The sequence below is a fragment of the Blautia schinkii genome, assembly GCF_013304825.1.
Taxonomy (GTDB): Bacteria; Bacillota; Clostridia; order Lachnospirales; family Lachnospiraceae; genus Blautia_A; species Blautia_A schinkii_B.
Genome location: NZ_JAAWUO010000002.1, coordinates 71,549 through 88,683, shown reverse-complemented (window position 1 = coordinate 88,683; position 17,135 = coordinate 71,549). Strand labels below are relative to the sequence as shown.

The 17,135-nt window shown below is 44.3% G+C and carries 14 protein-coding genes and 1 tRNA gene; 14 read left to right on the top strand and 1 reads right to left on the bottom strand.

The window, feature by feature from the left end:
• The first annotated feature begins 170 nt into the window (after positions 1–170).
• The 4 genes from HFM85_RS01880 (at position 171) to HFM85_RS01865 (ending at position 4,681) form a co-directional block, all read left to right on the top strand.
• Positions 171–1,568: an alanine/glycine:cation symporter family protein gene (locus HFM85_RS01880; RefSeq protein ID WP_173737231.1), complete on the top strand. Its 1,398-nt coding sequence runs from the start codon at positions 171–173 to the stop codon at positions 1,566–1,568.
• A gap of 174 nt (positions 1,569–1,742) precedes the next feature.
• Complete coding sequence (gene thrH, locus HFM85_RS01875) at positions 1,743–2,345, top strand: bifunctional phosphoserine phosphatase/homoserine phosphotransferase ThrH (protein WP_173737232.1); 603 nt, start codon at positions 1,743–1,745, stop codon at positions 2,343–2,345.
• A gap of 356 nt (positions 2,346–2,701) precedes the next feature.
• Positions 2,702–3,544, top strand: coding sequence for an alpha/beta hydrolase (locus HFM85_RS01870; RefSeq protein WP_173737233.1), 843 nt, complete (start codon positions 2,702–2,704; stop codon positions 3,542–3,544).
• 36 nt (positions 3,545–3,580) lie between these two features.
• On the top strand, positions 3,581–4,681 hold the full coding sequence (locus HFM85_RS01865; RefSeq protein WP_173737234.1) for a DUF362 domain-containing protein: 1,101 nt from the start codon (positions 3,581–3,583) through the stop codon (positions 4,679–4,681).
• A 158-nt stretch (positions 4,682–4,839) separates the two neighbouring features.
• On the opposite strand, the gene HFM85_RS01860 is transcribed toward HFM85_RS01865, so the two are convergent.
• The gene (locus HFM85_RS01860; protein ID WP_173737235.1) at positions 4,840–5,427 is read right to left on the bottom strand and encodes a cytidylate kinase-like family protein; all 588 of its coding nucleotides are present in this window, start codon (positions 5,425–5,427) and stop codon (positions 4,840–4,842) included.
• Between the two features lie 523 nt (positions 5,428–5,950).
• Here HFM85_RS01860 and HFM85_RS01855 point away from each other — a divergent pair.
• The 10 genes from HFM85_RS01855 to HFM85_RS01810 all read left to right on the top strand — a co-directional run bounded on the left by HFM85_RS01855 (position 5,951) and on the right by HFM85_RS01810 (position 17,133).
• Complete coding sequence (locus HFM85_RS01855) at positions 5,951–7,969, top strand: M28 family peptidase (RefSeq protein WP_173737300.1); 2,019 nt, start codon at positions 5,951–5,953, stop codon at positions 7,967–7,969.
• A complete protein-coding gene (locus HFM85_RS01850; RefSeq protein ID WP_173737236.1) occupies positions 7,942–8,577 on the top strand; it encodes a GNAT family N-acetyltransferase in 636 nt (211 codons plus the stop codon). Before HFM85_RS01855 ends, HFM85_RS01850 begins: the two co-directional genes overlap by 28 nt.
• An 11-nt stretch (positions 8,578–8,588) precedes the next feature.
• On the top strand, positions 8,589–10,256 hold the full coding sequence (locus HFM85_RS01845) for a glycoside hydrolase family 13 protein (protein WP_173737237.1): 1,668 nt from the start codon (positions 8,589–8,591) through the stop codon (positions 10,254–10,256).
• 112 nt (positions 10,257–10,368) lie between these two features.
• A complete protein-coding gene (locus HFM85_RS01840; RefSeq protein ID WP_173737238.1) occupies positions 10,369–11,181 on the top strand; it encodes an FAD binding domain-containing protein in 813 nt (270 codons plus the stop codon).
• Positions 11,178–11,648, top strand: coding sequence for a (2Fe-2S)-binding protein (locus HFM85_RS01835; protein WP_119238917.1), 471 nt, complete (start codon positions 11,178–11,180; stop codon positions 11,646–11,648). The genes HFM85_RS01840 and HFM85_RS01835 overlap by 4 nt, the downstream gene beginning before the upstream one ends.
• The gene (locus HFM85_RS01830; protein ID WP_173737239.1) at positions 11,645–13,939 is read left to right on the top strand and encodes a xanthine dehydrogenase family protein molybdopterin-binding subunit; all 2,295 of its coding nucleotides are present in this window, start codon (positions 11,645–11,647) and stop codon (positions 13,937–13,939) included. Before HFM85_RS01835 ends, HFM85_RS01830 begins: the two co-directional genes overlap by 4 nt.
• 1 nt (position 13,940) lies before the next feature.
• Positions 13,941–14,999 carry a DUF6077 domain-containing protein gene (locus tag HFM85_RS01825; RefSeq protein ID WP_173737240.1) on the top strand — a complete coding sequence of 353 codons (1,059 nt, stop codon included), beginning with the start codon at positions 13,941–13,943 and terminating at the stop codon, positions 14,997–14,999.
• Between the two features lie 53 nt (positions 15,000–15,052).
• The gene (locus HFM85_RS01820; protein ID WP_173737241.1) at positions 15,053–15,886 is read left to right on the top strand and encodes a hypothetical protein; all 834 of its coding nucleotides are present in this window, start codon (positions 15,053–15,055) and stop codon (positions 15,884–15,886) included.
• A gap of 198 nt (positions 15,887–16,084) precedes the next feature.
• Positions 16,085–16,156: transfer RNA gene (locus HFM85_RS01815), tRNA-Arg, on the top strand.
• A gap of 56 nt (positions 16,157–16,212) precedes the next feature.
• Positions 16,213–17,133, top strand: a complete 921-nt coding sequence (locus HFM85_RS01810) for an SH3 domain-containing protein (protein WP_243873782.1) — start codon at positions 16,213–16,215, stop codon at positions 17,131–17,133.
• The last annotated feature ends 2 nt before the right edge of the window (positions 17,134–17,135 follow it).

Sequence of the window (17,135 nt, the reverse complement as noted above, 5' to 3'; positions counted from 1 at the left end):
GAATTTTTCTTTACATAAAGTGAAAAAACAACTATAATAGAACACATGCTTTGCCTGTTTAAACTGTTGCAGAAATGCCTGTTTAACGGGTAAAATAATAAGACGGAATAAAACGTCAAAAAACAAATTAACAATCACAATGGGGTGATTGGGGAAAGGAAAAATAAAACATGATAGTAACACTGATCGAAAAGATGTATTCTTTTCTGTGGGGAGACCTGGTTAAGATCCCTCTTCCTGGAGGAAGCAGTCTGGGGATATCTCTGATTATCATACTGCTGGTTCCGGCCGGAATTTATTTTACCATCCGGACAAGATTTCTGCCTGTCCGGATGTTCCCGGATATGGTACATGCACTTGTGGAGAAAAAAAGTGACAAGAACAATCTTTCCGCATTTCAGACACTGATCGTATCAACGGCAACCCGTGTGGGAATGGGCAACCTGGTGGGTGTAGTGGCAGCTATTTCAGCGGGCGGCGCAGGAGCCATATTCTGGATGTGGGTTCTGGCATTGATCGGATCATCCACAGCATTTATTGAGGCAACCCTTGCACAGATCTATAAGGAAAAAGATCCTCTTTACGGTGGCTACAGAGGCGGTCCTGCCTACTATATCCACCATTACTGGGAAGAAAAACAGGGCAGAAAACGAAAAAAAGTACTGCTTTCCGTATTGTTTGCAATTTCAGGCCTGATCTGCTGGTGCGGAATCAGCCAGGTGATCAGTAATTCCGTCACTGCATCCTTTGAGAATGCCTTTAATATTTCACCATTGTATACAACTATCGTATTGGTAGCAGTGGCAGCAGTGATCGTTCTTCGGAAGAATGCAACAGTTAAAGTGCTGGATTTTCTTGTCCCGGTAATGGCTGTTTGTTATTTTGTAATCACTTTGTTTATCATTGCAACGAACCTTGGAAGCATGCCGGGAGTATTTAAAAGGATTTTTGAGGAAGCATTCGGAATCCGCCAGGTGGCAGCCGGAGGCTTTGGAGCAGTACTGATGAACGGAGTAAAAAGAGGTCTGTTTTCCAATGAGGCAGGAAGTGGATCTGCGCCATGCGCAGCAGCGGCAGCAGAGTGTGATCAGCCGGTAAAAGCGGGATTTGTCCAGGCACTTGGAGTTTTTGTGGATACCATCGTAATCTGCAGCTGCACAGCCATGATCATGCTTCTGGCACCGGAAGATCTGGTAAGCGGACTTTCCGGAATGGAACTTCTCCAGACAGCCATGCGCTATCATCTTGGCGAATTTGGTGTGATTTTTATTGCAGCTACGCTCTTTATGTTCAGTTTTTCCACCTTTCTGGGAATCCTGTTCTATGCCAGAAGCAATGTGGCCTATCTGTTTGGTGACAACTGGGCATCCCAGACCGGATATAAGATCATTGCCCTTGTGATGTTATTTATCGGGGGAATCGCAGCCTATACGTTTGTATGGGATCTTGGAGATGTGGGAATCGGCCTTATGACCATCTTTAATATCTTCATGTTATACCCTCTTGGGGGAAAAGCCATCAGGGAACTGAAGAACTACGAAGAAGAGAAAAAAATTAAAAAAGTCTGAGATTTTCTGGTGGACTATGACAGTAAAAAAGGTCGCAGTTCGCCGGAAAACTGTTTACAGACCATGAAAATATATGGTAATATATCAAAGTAATGCAATAAAAGAATAAAGTGCCACTGGGGTGTACGGAAATTTACAAATGCAGGCGGCGCGTTTTTACGAGGAGGATAAAAAATGTATATTACATGTCTGGATGTAGAAGGTGTACTGGTACCGGAGATTTGGATTGCTTTTGCTGAGGCAAGCGGAATTCCGGAGCTGAAGAAAACGACCCGTGATGAGCCGGATTATGATAAACTGATGAACTGGAGACTTAGTGTTCTCAAAGAGCACGGACTTGGATTGAAAGAGATCCAGGAGACTATTGCAAAGATCGATCCTCTTCCGGGAGCAAAGAAATTTCTGGATGAGCTGAGAACTTTTTCCCAGGTGATCCTCATCAGTGATACATTTACACAGTTTGCCACTCCTCTGATGGAGAAACTGGGCTGGCCAACACTTTTCTGCAACACCCTTGAAGTAGCAGAGGATGGTGAGATCACAGGATTCAGGATGAGATGTGAGCAGTCCAAACTTACTACTGTGAAAGCACTGCAGTCCATGGGATTTGAGACTATCGCAAGCGGAGATTCCTATAATGATCTGGGAATGATCAAAGCAAGCAAGGCAGGATTCCTTTTCCGAAGTACAGAACAGATCAAGGCAGATAATCCGGATATCCCGGCATACGAAGAGTATGATGAATTGCTTGCTGCGATTAAAAAAGCCATGAAATAACAACTTCAGAATATTAAAACAGTACCAAAACGGGCAGATGATCAACAAACAATATAAATATGTTGGTTTTCTGTCTGTTTTTTTTGCTTTTTATTATAGAGAAGAGTATAATTAGACAAAATGAGTTTGCTTTGAGAAAGCTGAATAGATTATCTGATGCAGGGAAAAACTTCCTACCGTGTTAACGATACACGTAATAATGGAGGCACGGACACAACTGGTCAGGGACAGCAGGTGGAGCGGAGTAAAAGGTGAATTAACAGACCCGAAAGCTCTCTGGAGGGAAGTGGAAAATGCTTTCCGGGAAAACTGAAGCTCCGATATTTATATGAGATCTGACAGAAAGGATGGAAAAAATGATAAATGAAAGAATCATCATTGAGGAGAAAACAAAAGATTACGATGAGGCATGGATCGAGACTTACTTTTGGCAGGAATCTGTGGAATTGTATCCAGGGCAGAAACGTCCGGCTATAGTAATCTGTCCGGGAGGGGCTTATGCAATGACTTCTGACAGGGAGGCGGAGGCCGTTGCCCTTCGTTTTATGAGCATGGGCTATCATGCAGTGGTGCTCCGTTATAGTGTGGCACCTGCCAGATATCCAGCTGCTCTTCGTCAGCTTGCAAAAACCGTGGCCCTTCTTAGGGAAAACAGTGAAAAATGGCATATTGAGACAGATAAGATCATTGTGTCAGGATTTTCAGCAGGCGGACACCTGGCAGCATCTCTTGGGGTGTTCTGGAATACTCCTGAGTTAAAAGAAATCACAGGTTTTGATAATGAAATGATCCGTCCTGATGGAATGATTCTCAATTATCCTGTAATTACTTCCGGAGAGTTCGGCCATCAGGAAAGCTTTCATAATCTTCTTGGAGAAAAATATGAAGAGCTGAAAGATAAAATGTCTTTAGAATATCAGGTTACAGAGGATACACCGAAGACTTTTATCTGGCATACGTTTGAAGATGAGACAGTGCTTCTTGACAATACTTTACGGTTTGTACAGGCACTTTATAAGAGAGGGATTCCTGTGGAGTATCATATTTTTCCGCAAGGACCTCATGGTCTCGGACTTGCAAGTGAGCTGACAGCCAATGAAAACGGACGCGGTATTGTGAGAGCCTGTGAGCCGTGGAGCGAGCTGGCAGGAAAATGGCTGAACCGCGAATTTCCGTGGTGGGGTGGAGCGACTGTATAATTATCCGGATTATGAGAAGAAAGGAATTCTGACATTATGGAAAAAAATCAGATTTTAATTACATCTGGAACAGATTATAAACGAATGACAAAGGAACTTCTGGAGAGAACGGATCTTAAGTCCCATATAAAGGACAGAGATAAAAAAATTGGAATCAAGCCGAATCTGGTTTCGCCGTCTGAGGCTTCCTGGGGTGCAACGACACATCCGGAGGTGGTTGCAGGTATTATTGAATATCTGAAAGAGCATGGTTTCCGGAATCTTGTGATGATGGAGGGTTCCTGGGTCGGTGATAAGACAAGGGAAGCTTTTGAAGTGTGTGGATATGACCGGCTTGAAGAGGAGTATCAGGTTCCGTTCTGGGATATGCAGAAGGATAAGGGTATTCCTTTGGACTGCGGCGGTATGGAACTGAATATCTGCGAACGGGTGAAGGAGATAGATTTTCTGATCAATGTACCGGTGCTGAAAGGGCATTGCCAGACTAAGATTACCTGTGCTTTAAAGAATATGAAGGGGTTGATCCCAAATAAAGAGAAAAGGCGATTTCATTCTCTTGGTCTTCATAATCCTATCGCTCACCTGAATATGGGAATCCGGCAGGATTTTATTGTTGTGGATAATATCTGCGGGGATCTGGATTTTGAGGATGGCGGCAATCCGGTTGTGATGAACCGTGTTCTTGCTGCCTGTGATCCTGTTCTTGTGGATGCCTATGTGTGCCAGATGATGCATTATCAGGTGGAGGATGTCCCTTATGTAAAGCTGGCTGGTGAACTGGGGGCTGGCTGTTCGGATATCAGCAAAGCAGAGATCCTTTTTTGCCAGGAAGAAGCAGAAAAGATTCTGCCCAAATCCCGCAAGGTTGTAGAACTGGCCGATGCCGTAGAAGAAGTAGAATCTTGTAGTGCCTGCTACGGCTATCTGATTCCTGCACTGGAAATGCTGAAAGAAGAAGGACTTTTTGAAAAACTACATGAGAAAATATGTATAGGCCAGGGATATCGTGGACAGAGCGGTGAACTTGGTGTTGGGCACTGTACCTGCAAGTTTAAACATCATGTAGAGGGGTGCCCGCCACTTGAAGGAGATATATATGAGTTTTTGAAAGCGTATATTCTGGGGAAGCAGGAATAGAAACCATCGTTCTGTTAATAAAATTAACACAGGCAAAACGCAGAACAGCGGCGTGGCCAGAAAGGAGGGGGTGGGGAGGGAAAACGGCCTTCGCAACTATGAGTGCCTTCCCTCCCCACGGTTTCCCTGGCTTTTCAAAGCCAGTTTTTTTCAAAAAATCAAAGACAATCTTTTACGATTTCTACAATCTGCTCCATAGAAAACCGGCTGCTGTCCAGACACAGATCATACTGTGTCATATCCAGCCACTTGGAATCAGTAAAATATTCATAATAGGCTCGTCTTTCTTTATCCATCTTTTTTACAAGTTTCCGAGCACTGGCTTCTTCGCGTCCGGTGCGGCGTATCACATTCTGAACTCTATCCTCAAAAGGAGCATGAATAAAAATCTTTAGTGACTTATCCTTCAGAATATTCGTAGCACACCGTCCCACAATAACACAATCTTCCTTCTGAGGAAGCGAAAGTATGATCTTTCTCTGCAGATCATAAAGTACATCATTCATAGGAACAAAAGAAAAATTGTCTGTAAACTGGAGTTCACTGTCAACCGGGAAAACCCACTGGCTGGCTTTCTTCTCATCTACTTTTGCGAGAGTGTCAAAAGGAATATTATTTTTTTTCGCAGCCAGGTCGATCAGTTCCTTATCATAAAAACCAATCTCCAGGTTTTCTGCCAGAGTCTTGCCGACCAGGCGTCCGTTGCTTCCAAACATACGGTTAATAGTAATAATACGTTTAGCCATAGTAAAACCCCCTTTTATTTTAAATCAGAAGTGAAAAAATGTATCCTGATTTCTGTTTTCTTATACTTCTTTTATAACATATTTAAGATAAAAATACCAGAAAATAATGAAAATTATTTCGAATAATAGTAAAAATATATAAATACACACTGATACTTACAGAAAATATTTGGATTAAAGTCCTCTGAGAGAAGATTTTTCCGAAGGAGAAGATAATGGTACAGGTGATAAAGCTCAGGTGGATCGATCACCTGGAATCCGGGAGATGGCATTTTTAACGAAAAAACAGTATACCAGACAAGTGTAGCTCTTACATCAGGTCGTACAAATTGCATTGCTTTTTTGTATACAAGGAACAGGTGACATCGGCTTCCATGGAATTTTGTCTGGAAATCCCCAGAATGATAATGTATAATTTATAATAAATGAAACAAGCAGAGAAAGGGTGACAGAAAACTTGAACATCGTGGAGAAATGTGTTTCGTGCCTGGACATCAGAGAGTCCTATGATCTGGCCAAGCGCATGGAACAGGAGAAGACTAACCCCGCCTTAGGATATCGTACAGCAGGTTCCCTGGCAGAGAGAAACACCGGAGATATGCTTTGTGAAGAAATGAAGAAAGCAGGTCTTGCCCAGGTAGAGAAAGACCGCATCACAGTAGATGCCTGGGAATTTAAAAAGGCAGTTATGCACTATCAGGATAAGGACGGACAGCTCAGGAAGATCCAGCTTGGCGCGTACCAGACGGATTTTAAGACAGATGGTTTTGAGAAATTTGAGCTGGTTTATCTTGGGAAGGGAACAGCAGCAGAATATCAGGATATTGATGTGAAAGGAAAACTGGTTCTTGTTGAGATCAACCAGAGAGAAGAATGGTGGATCAATTATCCCGTATATCAGGCATATCTGAAAGGAGCAGCAGCACTGATCGCTGTTCAGAGCAGGGGATATGCCCAGGTAGATGACACGGCACTGAATGCCCAGGATATTGCCGGCCCGTCCTTTGCACCTGCTTTTTCCATGTCAAGAGCAGATTTTCTTGAGATCAGGGAGCTGATGCAGGAGAAAATGGAAGGTGAAAGAAAACTTCCGGAGATTACGGTGGAATTCGATGCGGATACCCAGGTGATAAAAGATCAGCATACCTATAATATTATAGGAAGAATCCCAGGTACCTGCTCCGATTCCATGATCCTGTTAAGTGCACATTATGATTCTTATTTTGAGGGATTCCAGGATGACAATGCAGCAGTCGCCATGATAATCGGGATTGCCCGGGCACTGATCCGCGGCGGATATGAGCCTTACCATACCATTGTTGTATGTGCTCTTGCAGCAGAAGAATGGGGAATCTCCGATACAAAGTATGACTGGTCAACAGGGGCTTACAGACAGGTGTTTGAAGCAAGACCGGACTGGCCGGGGCATGTGATAGCTGATTTTAACTTCGAGCTTCCGGCCCATGCACACAGCACCAGAGATGCTGTGCGATGTACATACGAATATGCGGATTTTATGCGGAAATTTGTAGATGCAATTCAGATGCCGGAGGGAATCTATCCGGATGGAATGACAACACTTTATCCTATCGAGACGTGGTCGGATGATTTTACCATGTCGATTTCGGGAATCCCGTCTTTTGTCAATGATTTCAGCGGCGGCCCTTTTATGGAGAATTACTATCATTCTCAGTACGATAATCAGGATGTATATGAAGAAGAGGTTTACAAATTTCACCATGAGTTTTATCTGCGTCTGATCATGGCAGTGGACAGCCTTGCACTGCCGCCACTTGATTTTGGCCGTGCGCTTGCAGGAAGTATTGAGAGTCTTGATATGGATCTCTGCATGCAAACAGGAGCCAACGGAGCCCTGCTTCTGGAAAAAACAGAGAAAGCCAAGAAAGCAGCGGCTGTACTTGCCGAACAGGTCCGCCGATTCAACAGCCTTCCGACGGAAAGTTACGACTGGAAAAAAGCAGATATTGTTACAGAGAAGCTTCTTGCAGTGTTCAAAAAATCCCAGGACTATCTGGTGCGCCTGGACTGGGATGATAATGTGATATTTCCGCAGCAGGCAGCACAGAACAATCTCCATGCTCTGAATGAAGCAATGGGATTTCTGGAAAAAGGTGAGATCGCGCCTGCACTGGAATCTTTTTACAGTATTGATAATAACTGCTATGCGTTCCAGTTTGAGAGAGATGTTTTTTACCATTTTACAGAATATATCATGAAACAGTCCCCGGACCGTCTGATGTGGGGAAAGGGACGAATCATTCATCATGAAAATCTTTATGATCTGGTGAAAAGCCTGAAAGAGAAGAAATCCGGGGACAGCCTGGAGAGAGAACGCCGGAGCCTTAAAGAGGCCTGGGAACGGCAGAAGAATTATTATATAGAGGACATCGAATATCTGATCCGTGCCGTTGAGAAGCTTACGGATATGATCCGCGAAGTGTCACGGATGTTCGAAGAAGATTCAAGCGAAATGCTGCATACCTGGAGGGAAAAATGGAAAGCCAGAAATTATACCGAGTGAAAGAAGGAGACCTGGATAAACTGATCCGGATTTTGACTGTATGTTTTGCGGAAGATCCGCTGTACCAGGCACTGATCCCGGACAAAGATACAAGGGAACGGCTGATGCCGGAACTGTTTACCTGTGATCTTACAGAATTTTTTGAGACCTGTGAGATTTATGCGGACAGCAGTGAATTGAACAGTATCCTGGTAGTATCTGACGGAACGGAGCACGAAGCTGCATTACATAATCTGATGGTGGATTTCTTTGCACTTCTGAAAACAGATGGTTATCTGATCAAGGAAGATCCAAGCCTTGCAACCTTAAGGAAATTTATTCAGGGAAAAGATTATCTTAATTCCAGCTGGACTTCCCAGCTTCATACAGCAGAGAGACTTCATGTGATCTACTTGGCTGTAACTCCCAAGATGCAGCATCATGGGCTGGCAGAGAAGCTGATGGACGACGTGATCGATTATGCAGACAGGCATAAACTGATGATCTCCCTGGAGACACATAATCCGGCAAATGTAGCCATGTACGAAAAGTTTGGATTTAAATTATATGGTATCGTGCAGAAGAAAGGCTTTGACCTGAAGCAGTACTGCATGATCAAACAGGCATAAGGAGGAAGAGCATGAAAAAATGGTGGCATGACAAAGTGGTATATCAGATATACCCTAAGAGTTTTTATGATTCCAATGGTGACGGGATCGGAGATATTCCGGGAATAATCAGTAAACTGGATTATCTGAAAGAGCTGGGTGCAGATATTCTGTGGCTGTCTCCTGTTTATAAATCCCCTCTTGCTGACCAGGGGTATGATATTGCAGATTATTATGCCATTGATCCGCGGTTTGGAACCATGAAAGATATGGATTGTCTGATTGCAGAGGCAAAAAAACGTGATATGTATATCCTGATGGATCTTGTTGTGAACCATTGTTCCGATGAACACGAATGGTTTCAGAAAGCTGTTCAGGATCCGGAAGGAAAATACGGAAATTTCTTTTATATAGAAGACAAAAAAGACGACAGGACGCCATGCAACTGGAGAAGCTATTTCGGAGGTTCTGTGTGGGAAGAACTTCCCGGACATTCCGATAAACAGTATCTTCATCTTTTTCATAAAAAGCAGCCGGATCTCAACTGGGAGAATCCGGAGGTACGGGAAGAAGTATTTAAGAATATCCGATGGTGGATGGAGAAAGGTCTTGGCGGCTTCCGCATTGATGCCATCATCAATATCAAGAAGAAGCTTCCGTTTCAGGATTATCCGGCAGATCGAAGTGATGGAATGTGCAGCGTGGAGAGAATGCTGGAAGATGCAGATGGCATCGGAGAATTCCTGAGTGAGATGGCAGAGAAATGTTTTCATCCGTATGATGCGTTTACAGTAGGCGAAGTCTTCAATGAGAAAGAGGATGAGATCTGTGATTTTATCGGAGAAAAAGGATATTTTTCCTCCATGTTTGATTTTGAGGAGACCTGTTATGGAAAAAGCGAGGATGGCTGGTACGCTTCCAAATATGTGCTGACGCCAGAGGATTACAAGAAATGTATTTTCCATACTCAGCAGAAGATCGGAGAGACAGGGCTGATTTCCAATATTATTGAGAATCACGATGAGCCAAGAGGCGTCTGTCACTACATTCTTCCGGAAGACAGGTGTCCGGATTCCAAGAAACTTCTGGCTGGTGTGTACTTTTTCCTGAGAGGAATTCCTTTTATCTATCAGGGGCAGGAGATTGGGATGGAGAACATGGATTTCACTTCTATGGAGCAAATTGACGATATCAGTACCATTGACGAATATAAGGTTGCCCTGAATGCGGGCTGCACAGAGAAAGAAGCACTTCAGGCAGCATCTGCTTTTTCCAGAGATAATGCAAGAACTCCGGTGCAGTGGAATAAGGAGAAAAATGCCGGCTTTACAACAGGAACACCCTGGCTTGAAGTAAATCCCGATTACAAAGAGATTAATGTAGAGTCCCAGTTAACGGATAGTAACTCCCTGCTTTCTTTTTACAAAAAAATGACAGCACTTCGAAAAACACAGGAGTACAAAGATACATTCGTATACGGAAGCTTTAAACCGTATAAAGAAGATCAGGAAAATCTGATCGCCTACACAAGAACAGAGGAGAAAAATATTCTGGTAATGGGAAACCTTCAGAGCCAGTCCCGGAATGTGGAGCTTCCGGGAGAAGTGAAGAATGTACTTCTGAACAATCAGGAAGAGGTGCAGATCAAAAATGGAACCATCAGTTTGAATCCGTATCAGTTTGTGATCCTGGAATATTAACAGTAGATATTTCTGTCAGGGTCTGTTAAAATTAATGTTTAGCTGTGATCGTAATTGACAGCTGTGTATATCGATATGTATTGAAAGATAATAATTTCAGAAGGGAAAAAATATGCTCAAGATAAAGAATTATGTAAAGGCAGAAAGTCTTGCCCAGGCATATGAGCTGAACCAGAAAAAAAATGCCATTGTGCTGGGTGGTATGGTCTGGCTGAAAATGGGTAACCGGAATATTGTTACGGCGATCGATCTTTCCGGTCTGGGGTTGGATAGTATTACAGAAACAGACGAAGAGTTTGTGATCGGCTGCATGACATCGCTTCATGCCATTGAGACTCACAAGGCTCTTAATGAATATACAGGAGGAGCCGTGAGAGAGAGCGTACGCCATATTGTTGGCGTGCAGTTCCGTAACTGTGCTACAGTAGGCGGAAGTATTTTTGGCAGATTTGGGTTTTCCGATGTGTTGACGATGTTTCTGGCTATGGATACCTGGGTGGAGCTTTACGACAGAGGGCGGATCCCGCTTACAGAGTTTGTACTTATGGAGAAGGATAACGATATCCTGGTCAATGTTATTGTGAAGAAAACCCCTCTGAACACAGTGTACTTAAGCCAGAGAAACAATTCCACAGATTTTCCGGTGCTGACATGTGCCGTTTCTCTTATTGACGGAGAGGCAAGAACTGTGATTGGTGCCAGACCTGGCAAGGCCATAGTAGTGGAAGATAAAGAAGGAATACTTAAAGGTTTTTCAGAGAAAGATCCTCGGGAGAAAAAAGAGGCAGCAGCATCTTTTGCCGCATATGCAGCAGAACAAGTTGTTACAGATAAGAATATGCGTGCCTCAAAAGAATACAGAACGCTCCTTGTAAAAATTCTTACGAGAAGAGCCTGGGAGGAGATTGGGGGTAGAGAGTCATGAACATTACTTTCTGGCTGAACGGAAAAAAGAAACAGGCGGAAGTGGAACCGTCAGAGCTGCTTCTGGATTTCCTCCGCAAGAACAGCTGCTACAGTGTGAAACGTGGCTGTGAAACTGCAAACTGCGGTCTCTGTACAGTTCTTATGGACGGCCGCCCGGTACTTTCCTGTTCCATGCTGGCTGCCCGTGCAGACGGCAAAAAGATCGTAACACTGGAAGGTATGCAGGATGAGGCGAAAGAATTCGGAGCTTTCATGGCTAATGAGGGTTCTGAACAGTGCGGATTTTGCAATCCGGGTTTTATCATGAATGTGTTTGCCATGCTCCAGGAGCTTGAAGATCCCACAGAAGATGAGATCCGGGAATACCTTTCCGGAAACCTGTGCCGCTGTTCCGGTTTTGTGGGACAGACAAGAAGTATCCTGAAATTTCTCGACTATAAAAAAAGACAGGAGGAAGGAAAATGAAATATGTAAACATGCCGGTACCGAAAACGGATGCCATGTCTCTGGTAACAGGCAAGCCGGTTTATACCGATGATCTTGCACCTTCAGACTGTCTGATCGTAAAGCTTCTCAGAAGCCCGCATGCCAATGCCTGGGTAGAGGAGATCAAAACCGATGCAGCGAAAAAAATCGAAGGTATTGAATGCGTTCTTACTTATGAGGATGTTTCACATAAACGTTTCACTCTGGCAGGTCAGACTGCACCGGAGATCAGTCCGTGGGATCGATATATCATTGATAAACATGTACGCTTTGTGGGCGATACTGTTGCCATTGTAGCAGGTGAGACAGAAGAAGCAGTTGACAAGGCTCTGAAAAGGATCAAGGTGAAATACCGTGTGGAAGATGCAGTTCTTGATATCCACACAGCCAAAGATAATCCGATCCTGGTCCATCCAGAGGAGGACTGGTACATGCCGATCCCGGCAGGGGGAGATAACAGGCGAAATCTGTGTTCTTCTAATGTGGAAGAAGTGGGAGATGTAGATGCCATGCTGGAAAAATGTGCCTACACAGTAGATCAGGTGTATCATACTAAGGCGAACCAGCAGACTATGATGGAGACTTTCCGTACTTACTGCTATATGGATCATTTTCAGAGACTGACAGTGGTTTCCTCCACACAGATTCCGTTTCATGTCAGACGAATCGTAGGTAATGCCCTGAATATCCCGTCATCGAAGGTGCGTGTGATCAAACCTCGTATTGGCGGAGGTTTCGGCGCAAAGCAGACTTCAGTCAGTGAGGTGTATCCGGCACTTGTAACCTGGGTCACAGGCAAGCCGTCCAAGATCGTTTTTTCCAGAAAGGAATCTATGATCGCTTCCTCCCCGCGTCATGAGATGGAAGTTCATATCCGCATGGGGGCTGACGAAAACGGTATCGTAAAGGCTATTGATCTTTATACTCTTTCCAATACAGGAGCTTACGGCGAACATGGACCGACAACGGTGGGACTTTCCGGCCATAAATCCATTGCTCTTTACAGGCATACGGAAGCGTATCGTTTTGCCTATGATGTTGTGTATACAAACATGCAGGCAGCAGGAGCGTATCGAGGCTATGGCGCAACCCAGGGCATTTTTGCAGTGGAATCTGCTGCAGATGAGCTTGCTCACAAGATGGGAATGGACCCTGTAAAATTCCGTGAACTGAATATGCCGATGGAGGGGGAAGCACTTCCCGGATATCCGGATGTCCCAATCAACGGAAGCTGTACCATGGATAAATGTCTGGCCCGTGCAAAAGAGATGATCGGATGGGATGAGAAATATCCGTTTCGCGACATGGGCAACGGCAAAGTCCGCGGAGTTGGTATAGCTATGGCTATGCAGGGATCTTCTATTGCAGGTCTTGATGTCGGCGGTGCTGATATCAAGCTTAATGAGGATGGTTCTTATACACTGGCTCTTGGGTGCTCAGATATGGGAACAGGATGTGATACCATCCTTGCACAGATGGCAGCAGACTGTCTGGATACAGATATGAAGAATATAGTTGTATTCAGTGTGGATACAGATATATCACCGTATGATTCCGGTTCCTACGCTTCCTCCACGACCTATGCAACAGGAAATGCAGTTATGCAGGCCTGTGCGGAGCTCAGAAAAAGGATACATTCTTTTGGTGCACAGATGCTTGAGGTATCTGTGGAGGAGTCTGATTTTGACGGAACAGCTGTCCGCACAGAAGATGGAAAAGAAGTAACCCTGCGTCAGATCGCACTGAAGGCAACTGCCGGTATCTGCAGCGAGCTTCAGGTTGTGAAAGAATATTCATCCCCGATCTCACCGCCTCCGTTTATGGTCGGGGCAGCAGAAGTGGAGATCGATAAGGAAACCGGACAGATCGATGTGATTGATTATGTTGGTGTGATTGACTGTGGAACACCGATCAATCCGAATCTTGCAAGAGTTCAGGCTGAGGGAGGAATCGGTCAGGGTATTGGAATGGTTCTTTATGAGGATGTGCAGTACACAGAGAAGGGTAAGATCCGAAATAATTCCTTTATGCAATACAAGATTCCGAATCGTATGGATATTCCAAGCGTACGCATTGAATTCGAGAGCAGCTATGAGAAGACAGGTCCTTTTGGTGCGAAATCGATCGGTGAGCTTGTAATCGACACACCATGCCCGGCTATTGCAAATGCTGTATACAATGCAACAGGAGTACGGGTGCGAGAGCTTCCGATCACACCGGAGAAAGTTGCCATGGGAATCCTGGCTAAGGAAGCTGGAGAGAAGGTGTGAGATGCGGGAACTGATGCTGGTTCCGATAGATATTATTCTGGAGCTTCTTGTGTTTTTCTGCACGGGAAGTCTTCTGATGCGGGTGCTTCGGATGCAAGCAGAAACGACCATGGCAGTTTTTATGGGATATCTTCTGTATTTTGTTGTGTTTGAAGCGGTAGCTGTACCAATGACCTTGAAATGGGTTAGCCTGACGCATTTTGCCTGGTTCTGGGCAGCAGTTATGGCAGCAGCAGTTTTTGCCGGGGGTATTTTTCTTCACAGACAATGGTTTCGTCAGATCGGAAAGATAGGTGAGGTGTTCTGCAATCATTCCTGGCTGTTGTTACTGACAGCAGGAGTGATCCTGCTCCAGTGTATGATGGTGGCTATGTATCAGGATAATACTGCAGATGCAGCTCATTATATCGGCTCTGTGAGCACTTCTGTATATACAGACACACTGGCGAGATATAATCCGCTTACAGGGGCGTTGCAGAAGAAGTTTAATATCCGTTATGATCTGTCTGCCTATCCTATGCACAATGCTGTATGGTGCCGGCTTCTTGGAATACATCCTATTGTGCAGGCCAAGATCGCAATGGCGGTGATCAACGTCCTGATGATCAATTTCCTTGTTTATCAGATCGGAAAGAAGCTTTTTGACCAGAATGTGAAGAAAGCAGATCTTTTTGTGATTTTTGTGTGTCTGCTTCAGCTGTTTTCCTATTCACTGTATACATCCGGAACCTTTCAGCTTACACGCTGTTATGAGGGAAAAGCTCTTCTTGCAAATGTGGCCATACCGGCTGCTTTTCTGGCCAGCCTCGGACTCTGGCTGGATAAAAATACAAAAAACGCCTGGGTGCTTTTGTTTCTGGCTTCTGTGAGTGCACTGACTTTTTCCGGATCTTCTATTATATATCCAGCTGTTGTCAGCACAGCAGTTTTGCCGGTAATGCTTCTTAAGAGAAAACTTTCCTGGGCAATTCCCTATGCTCTTTGCATGGTGCCGGGATTTTTATATGCAGCTGTTTTTTTTACATCGAAGCTTGGATGGCTGGTATTTCCGGCTTCGTGAATACTGTGCCGGTACATCGAAAAACAAACATATAGACAAAGAGAGGGTGGAAAATGGCAGGAGTAACAATCAGGGAACTTGGCCTGACTTTTGTGAGAGTATGCATGGAGAATTACTGGAGCGGATGTATACTGCCCGTGTTTTTTCTGTTGGGTATCCTGTGGGATATTTTTTATCATAAGAGAAAAGAAGCCGTGGTATTTTTGTATTATGTGATCTTTTTGGCTCTTACTGTATACAATCCGTTTCTTGTGAGATATATCGTACCAAAAGTGGATTTTGAGAATGAATATTACCGGTTCATCTGGATCCTTCCGGTGATCCCGGGAGTGGCTTATTACGCAGTTCGTCTGGTAAGTCTTATAGAATTCAAAACAGGAAAAGTTCTTCTTGCAGTGCTGCTGGGCGGCGTGATCATAATTACAGGAACACCGATACCTGGCATTGCACAGAATTTTGCAATGGCGGAAAATATCTATAAAGTGCCAAATGAGCTGCGTTCCATTTGCGATGTGATCCATGAAGACAGCAAAAAAGAAGAACCGCGAGTTGTTTTTGGTGATGATATGAATATGGTTGCAAGACAGTACGACCCGTCACTACGCCTGGTTCTGGAACGGAATTACAGACTGTACCGTGCAGGAAGCACAGTAGTTGGAAATTACGAAAAAAAGAAAGATTATCAGATTCAGAAAGTGATTATGGATGTGGTAAGCTATCAGATGACGGATACAGATATGGCGAAGTTTAAAGCATCTCTGGATAAGACCAAAACGGATTATCTGGTAGTCCAGCTGGAACAGAACTGCCATGACTATCTTCGTCAGGCCGGCTGCGTACCTGTCGCACAGACTGAGAAATATGTTGTATACAGATACGGGGAGTGATATGAGTCACTTCCCGTAAAATGGTACTGTTCACTCCGTTCGGGATATTACCAGTGAACAGTAACCGTAAAATGTCTGATGAATATACACTGTTTAAAAAAATCTTTACAATTTCAGTGTTATGTGTTAGAATTTAAAACAGTGTAAGCCGACTTTGACAATTTCATACCTGATTTTAGAAGTTATGTTTTTCATTATGCACCTGTAGCTCAGTGGATAGAGCAGTGGTTTCCGGTACCATGTGCGGGGGTTCGATTCCCTTCAGGTGTGTTACCCGGAGCAGTGGAACTGTTCCGGCGTGTTGTTATGATAAGGAGGACAAGAACTTGGATGATTTCAGAGAATGGTTATCAGATAACCTTCGCTATTTTATGTTAGGCGGAGCAATTCTGTTAATCGTGCTTGTTCTGATCTTTGGCGTTCGCGCCTGTGTTGGAGGTAAGAAGGGGAATTCCAATGAAGATCAGACAACAGCCAAAAGTAACCAGGAAAATGATCCTTCTTCTCCGGCAAATGATGGGGAGACAGACGAGAAGAAAGACGCCAGTTCCGCAGACAGTACAAAAGCGGAAACAACCATGGAAAAAGCCAGCACGGAAGTAACCGAGCTGATTCAAAGCTATTATAAGGCTTTTGGGGAAAAAGACATTGCAACACTTAAGACGATAGAGGACGGATTTACACCGGCCGATGAGTCACAGATTAATTCAAGGGATTATATTGACGGGTATGAAGTACAGGATGTTTACGCGAAGAAAGGATTAACGGACGATTCATATGTCGTCTATGTGGTCTTTAACTATATCTGTACGGGAATTGAGACTCCGGTTCCGGCACTGAGTCAGTTTTATGTAGAAACAGACGGTGACGGTAATCTGAAGATCAAGGGAGGTGCTGACGAAGATACAGATATCAGCACTTATGTAAAAAAACTGGAATCTGAGAGCGATGTGAAGGCACTGATCGCACAGGTCAAGGCGAATTATGACGCAGCACAGGAGAATGATTCCGCTCTGGCAGAGTTCCTTCAGGGACTTGGAGATGATGCAAGCGCATCGGCAGAGACTGGAACTATGCTTACGGTTACAGAAGACTGTAATGTTCGTGCATCAGCAGATTCAGAGGGTGAGGTTATCGGTGGTTTTTCTGCAGGAACGGAAGTTGAGAAGAAGGGGCAGGAAGGCGACTGGATACAGGTTGACTATGATGGACAGACTGGATACATATATAGTGGTTTATTAGAATAATA

Excerpts from the sequence above, each read along its gene's own strand:
- HFM85_RS01880 (WP_173737231.1), top strand. The coding sequence starts at position 171 with ATGATAGTAACACTGATCGAAAAGATGTATTCTTTTCTGTGGGGAGAC.
- thrH (WP_173737232.1), top strand. The coding sequence starts at position 1,743 with ATGTATATTACATGTCTGGATGTAGAAGGTGTACTGGTACCGGAGATT.
- HFM85_RS01870 (WP_173737233.1), top strand. The coding sequence starts at position 2,702 with ATGATAAATGAAAGAATCATCATTGAGGAGAAAACAAAAGATTACGAT.
- HFM85_RS01865 (WP_173737234.1), top strand. The coding sequence starts at position 3,581 with ATGGAAAAAAATCAGATTTTAATTACATCTGGAACAGATTATAAACGA.
- HFM85_RS01860 (WP_173737235.1), bottom strand. The coding sequence starts at position 5,427 with ATGGCTAAACGTATTATTACTATTAACCGTATGTTTGGAAGCAACGGA.
- HFM85_RS01855 (WP_173737300.1), top strand. The coding sequence starts at position 5,951 with ATGGAACAGGAGAAGACTAACCCCGCCTTAGGATATCGTACAGCAGGT.
- HFM85_RS01850 (WP_173737236.1), top strand. The coding sequence starts at position 7,942 with ATGGAAAGCCAGAAATTATACCGAGTGAAAGAAGGAGACCTGGATAAA.
- HFM85_RS01845 (WP_173737237.1), top strand. The coding sequence starts at position 8,589 with ATGAAAAAATGGTGGCATGACAAAGTGGTATATCAGATATACCCTAAG.
- HFM85_RS01840 (WP_173737238.1), top strand. The coding sequence starts at position 10,369 with ATGCTCAAGATAAAGAATTATGTAAAGGCAGAAAGTCTTGCCCAGGCA.
- HFM85_RS01835 (WP_119238917.1), top strand. The coding sequence starts at position 11,178 with ATGAACATTACTTTCTGGCTGAACGGAAAAAAGAAACAGGCGGAAGTG.
- HFM85_RS01830 (WP_173737239.1), top strand. The coding sequence starts at position 11,645 with ATGAAATATGTAAACATGCCGGTACCGAAAACGGATGCCATGTCTCTG.
- HFM85_RS01825 (WP_173737240.1), top strand. The coding sequence starts at position 13,941 with ATGCGGGAACTGATGCTGGTTCCGATAGATATTATTCTGGAGCTTCTT.
- HFM85_RS01820 (WP_173737241.1), top strand. The coding sequence starts at position 15,053 with ATGGCAGGAGTAACAATCAGGGAACTTGGCCTGACTTTTGTGAGAGTA.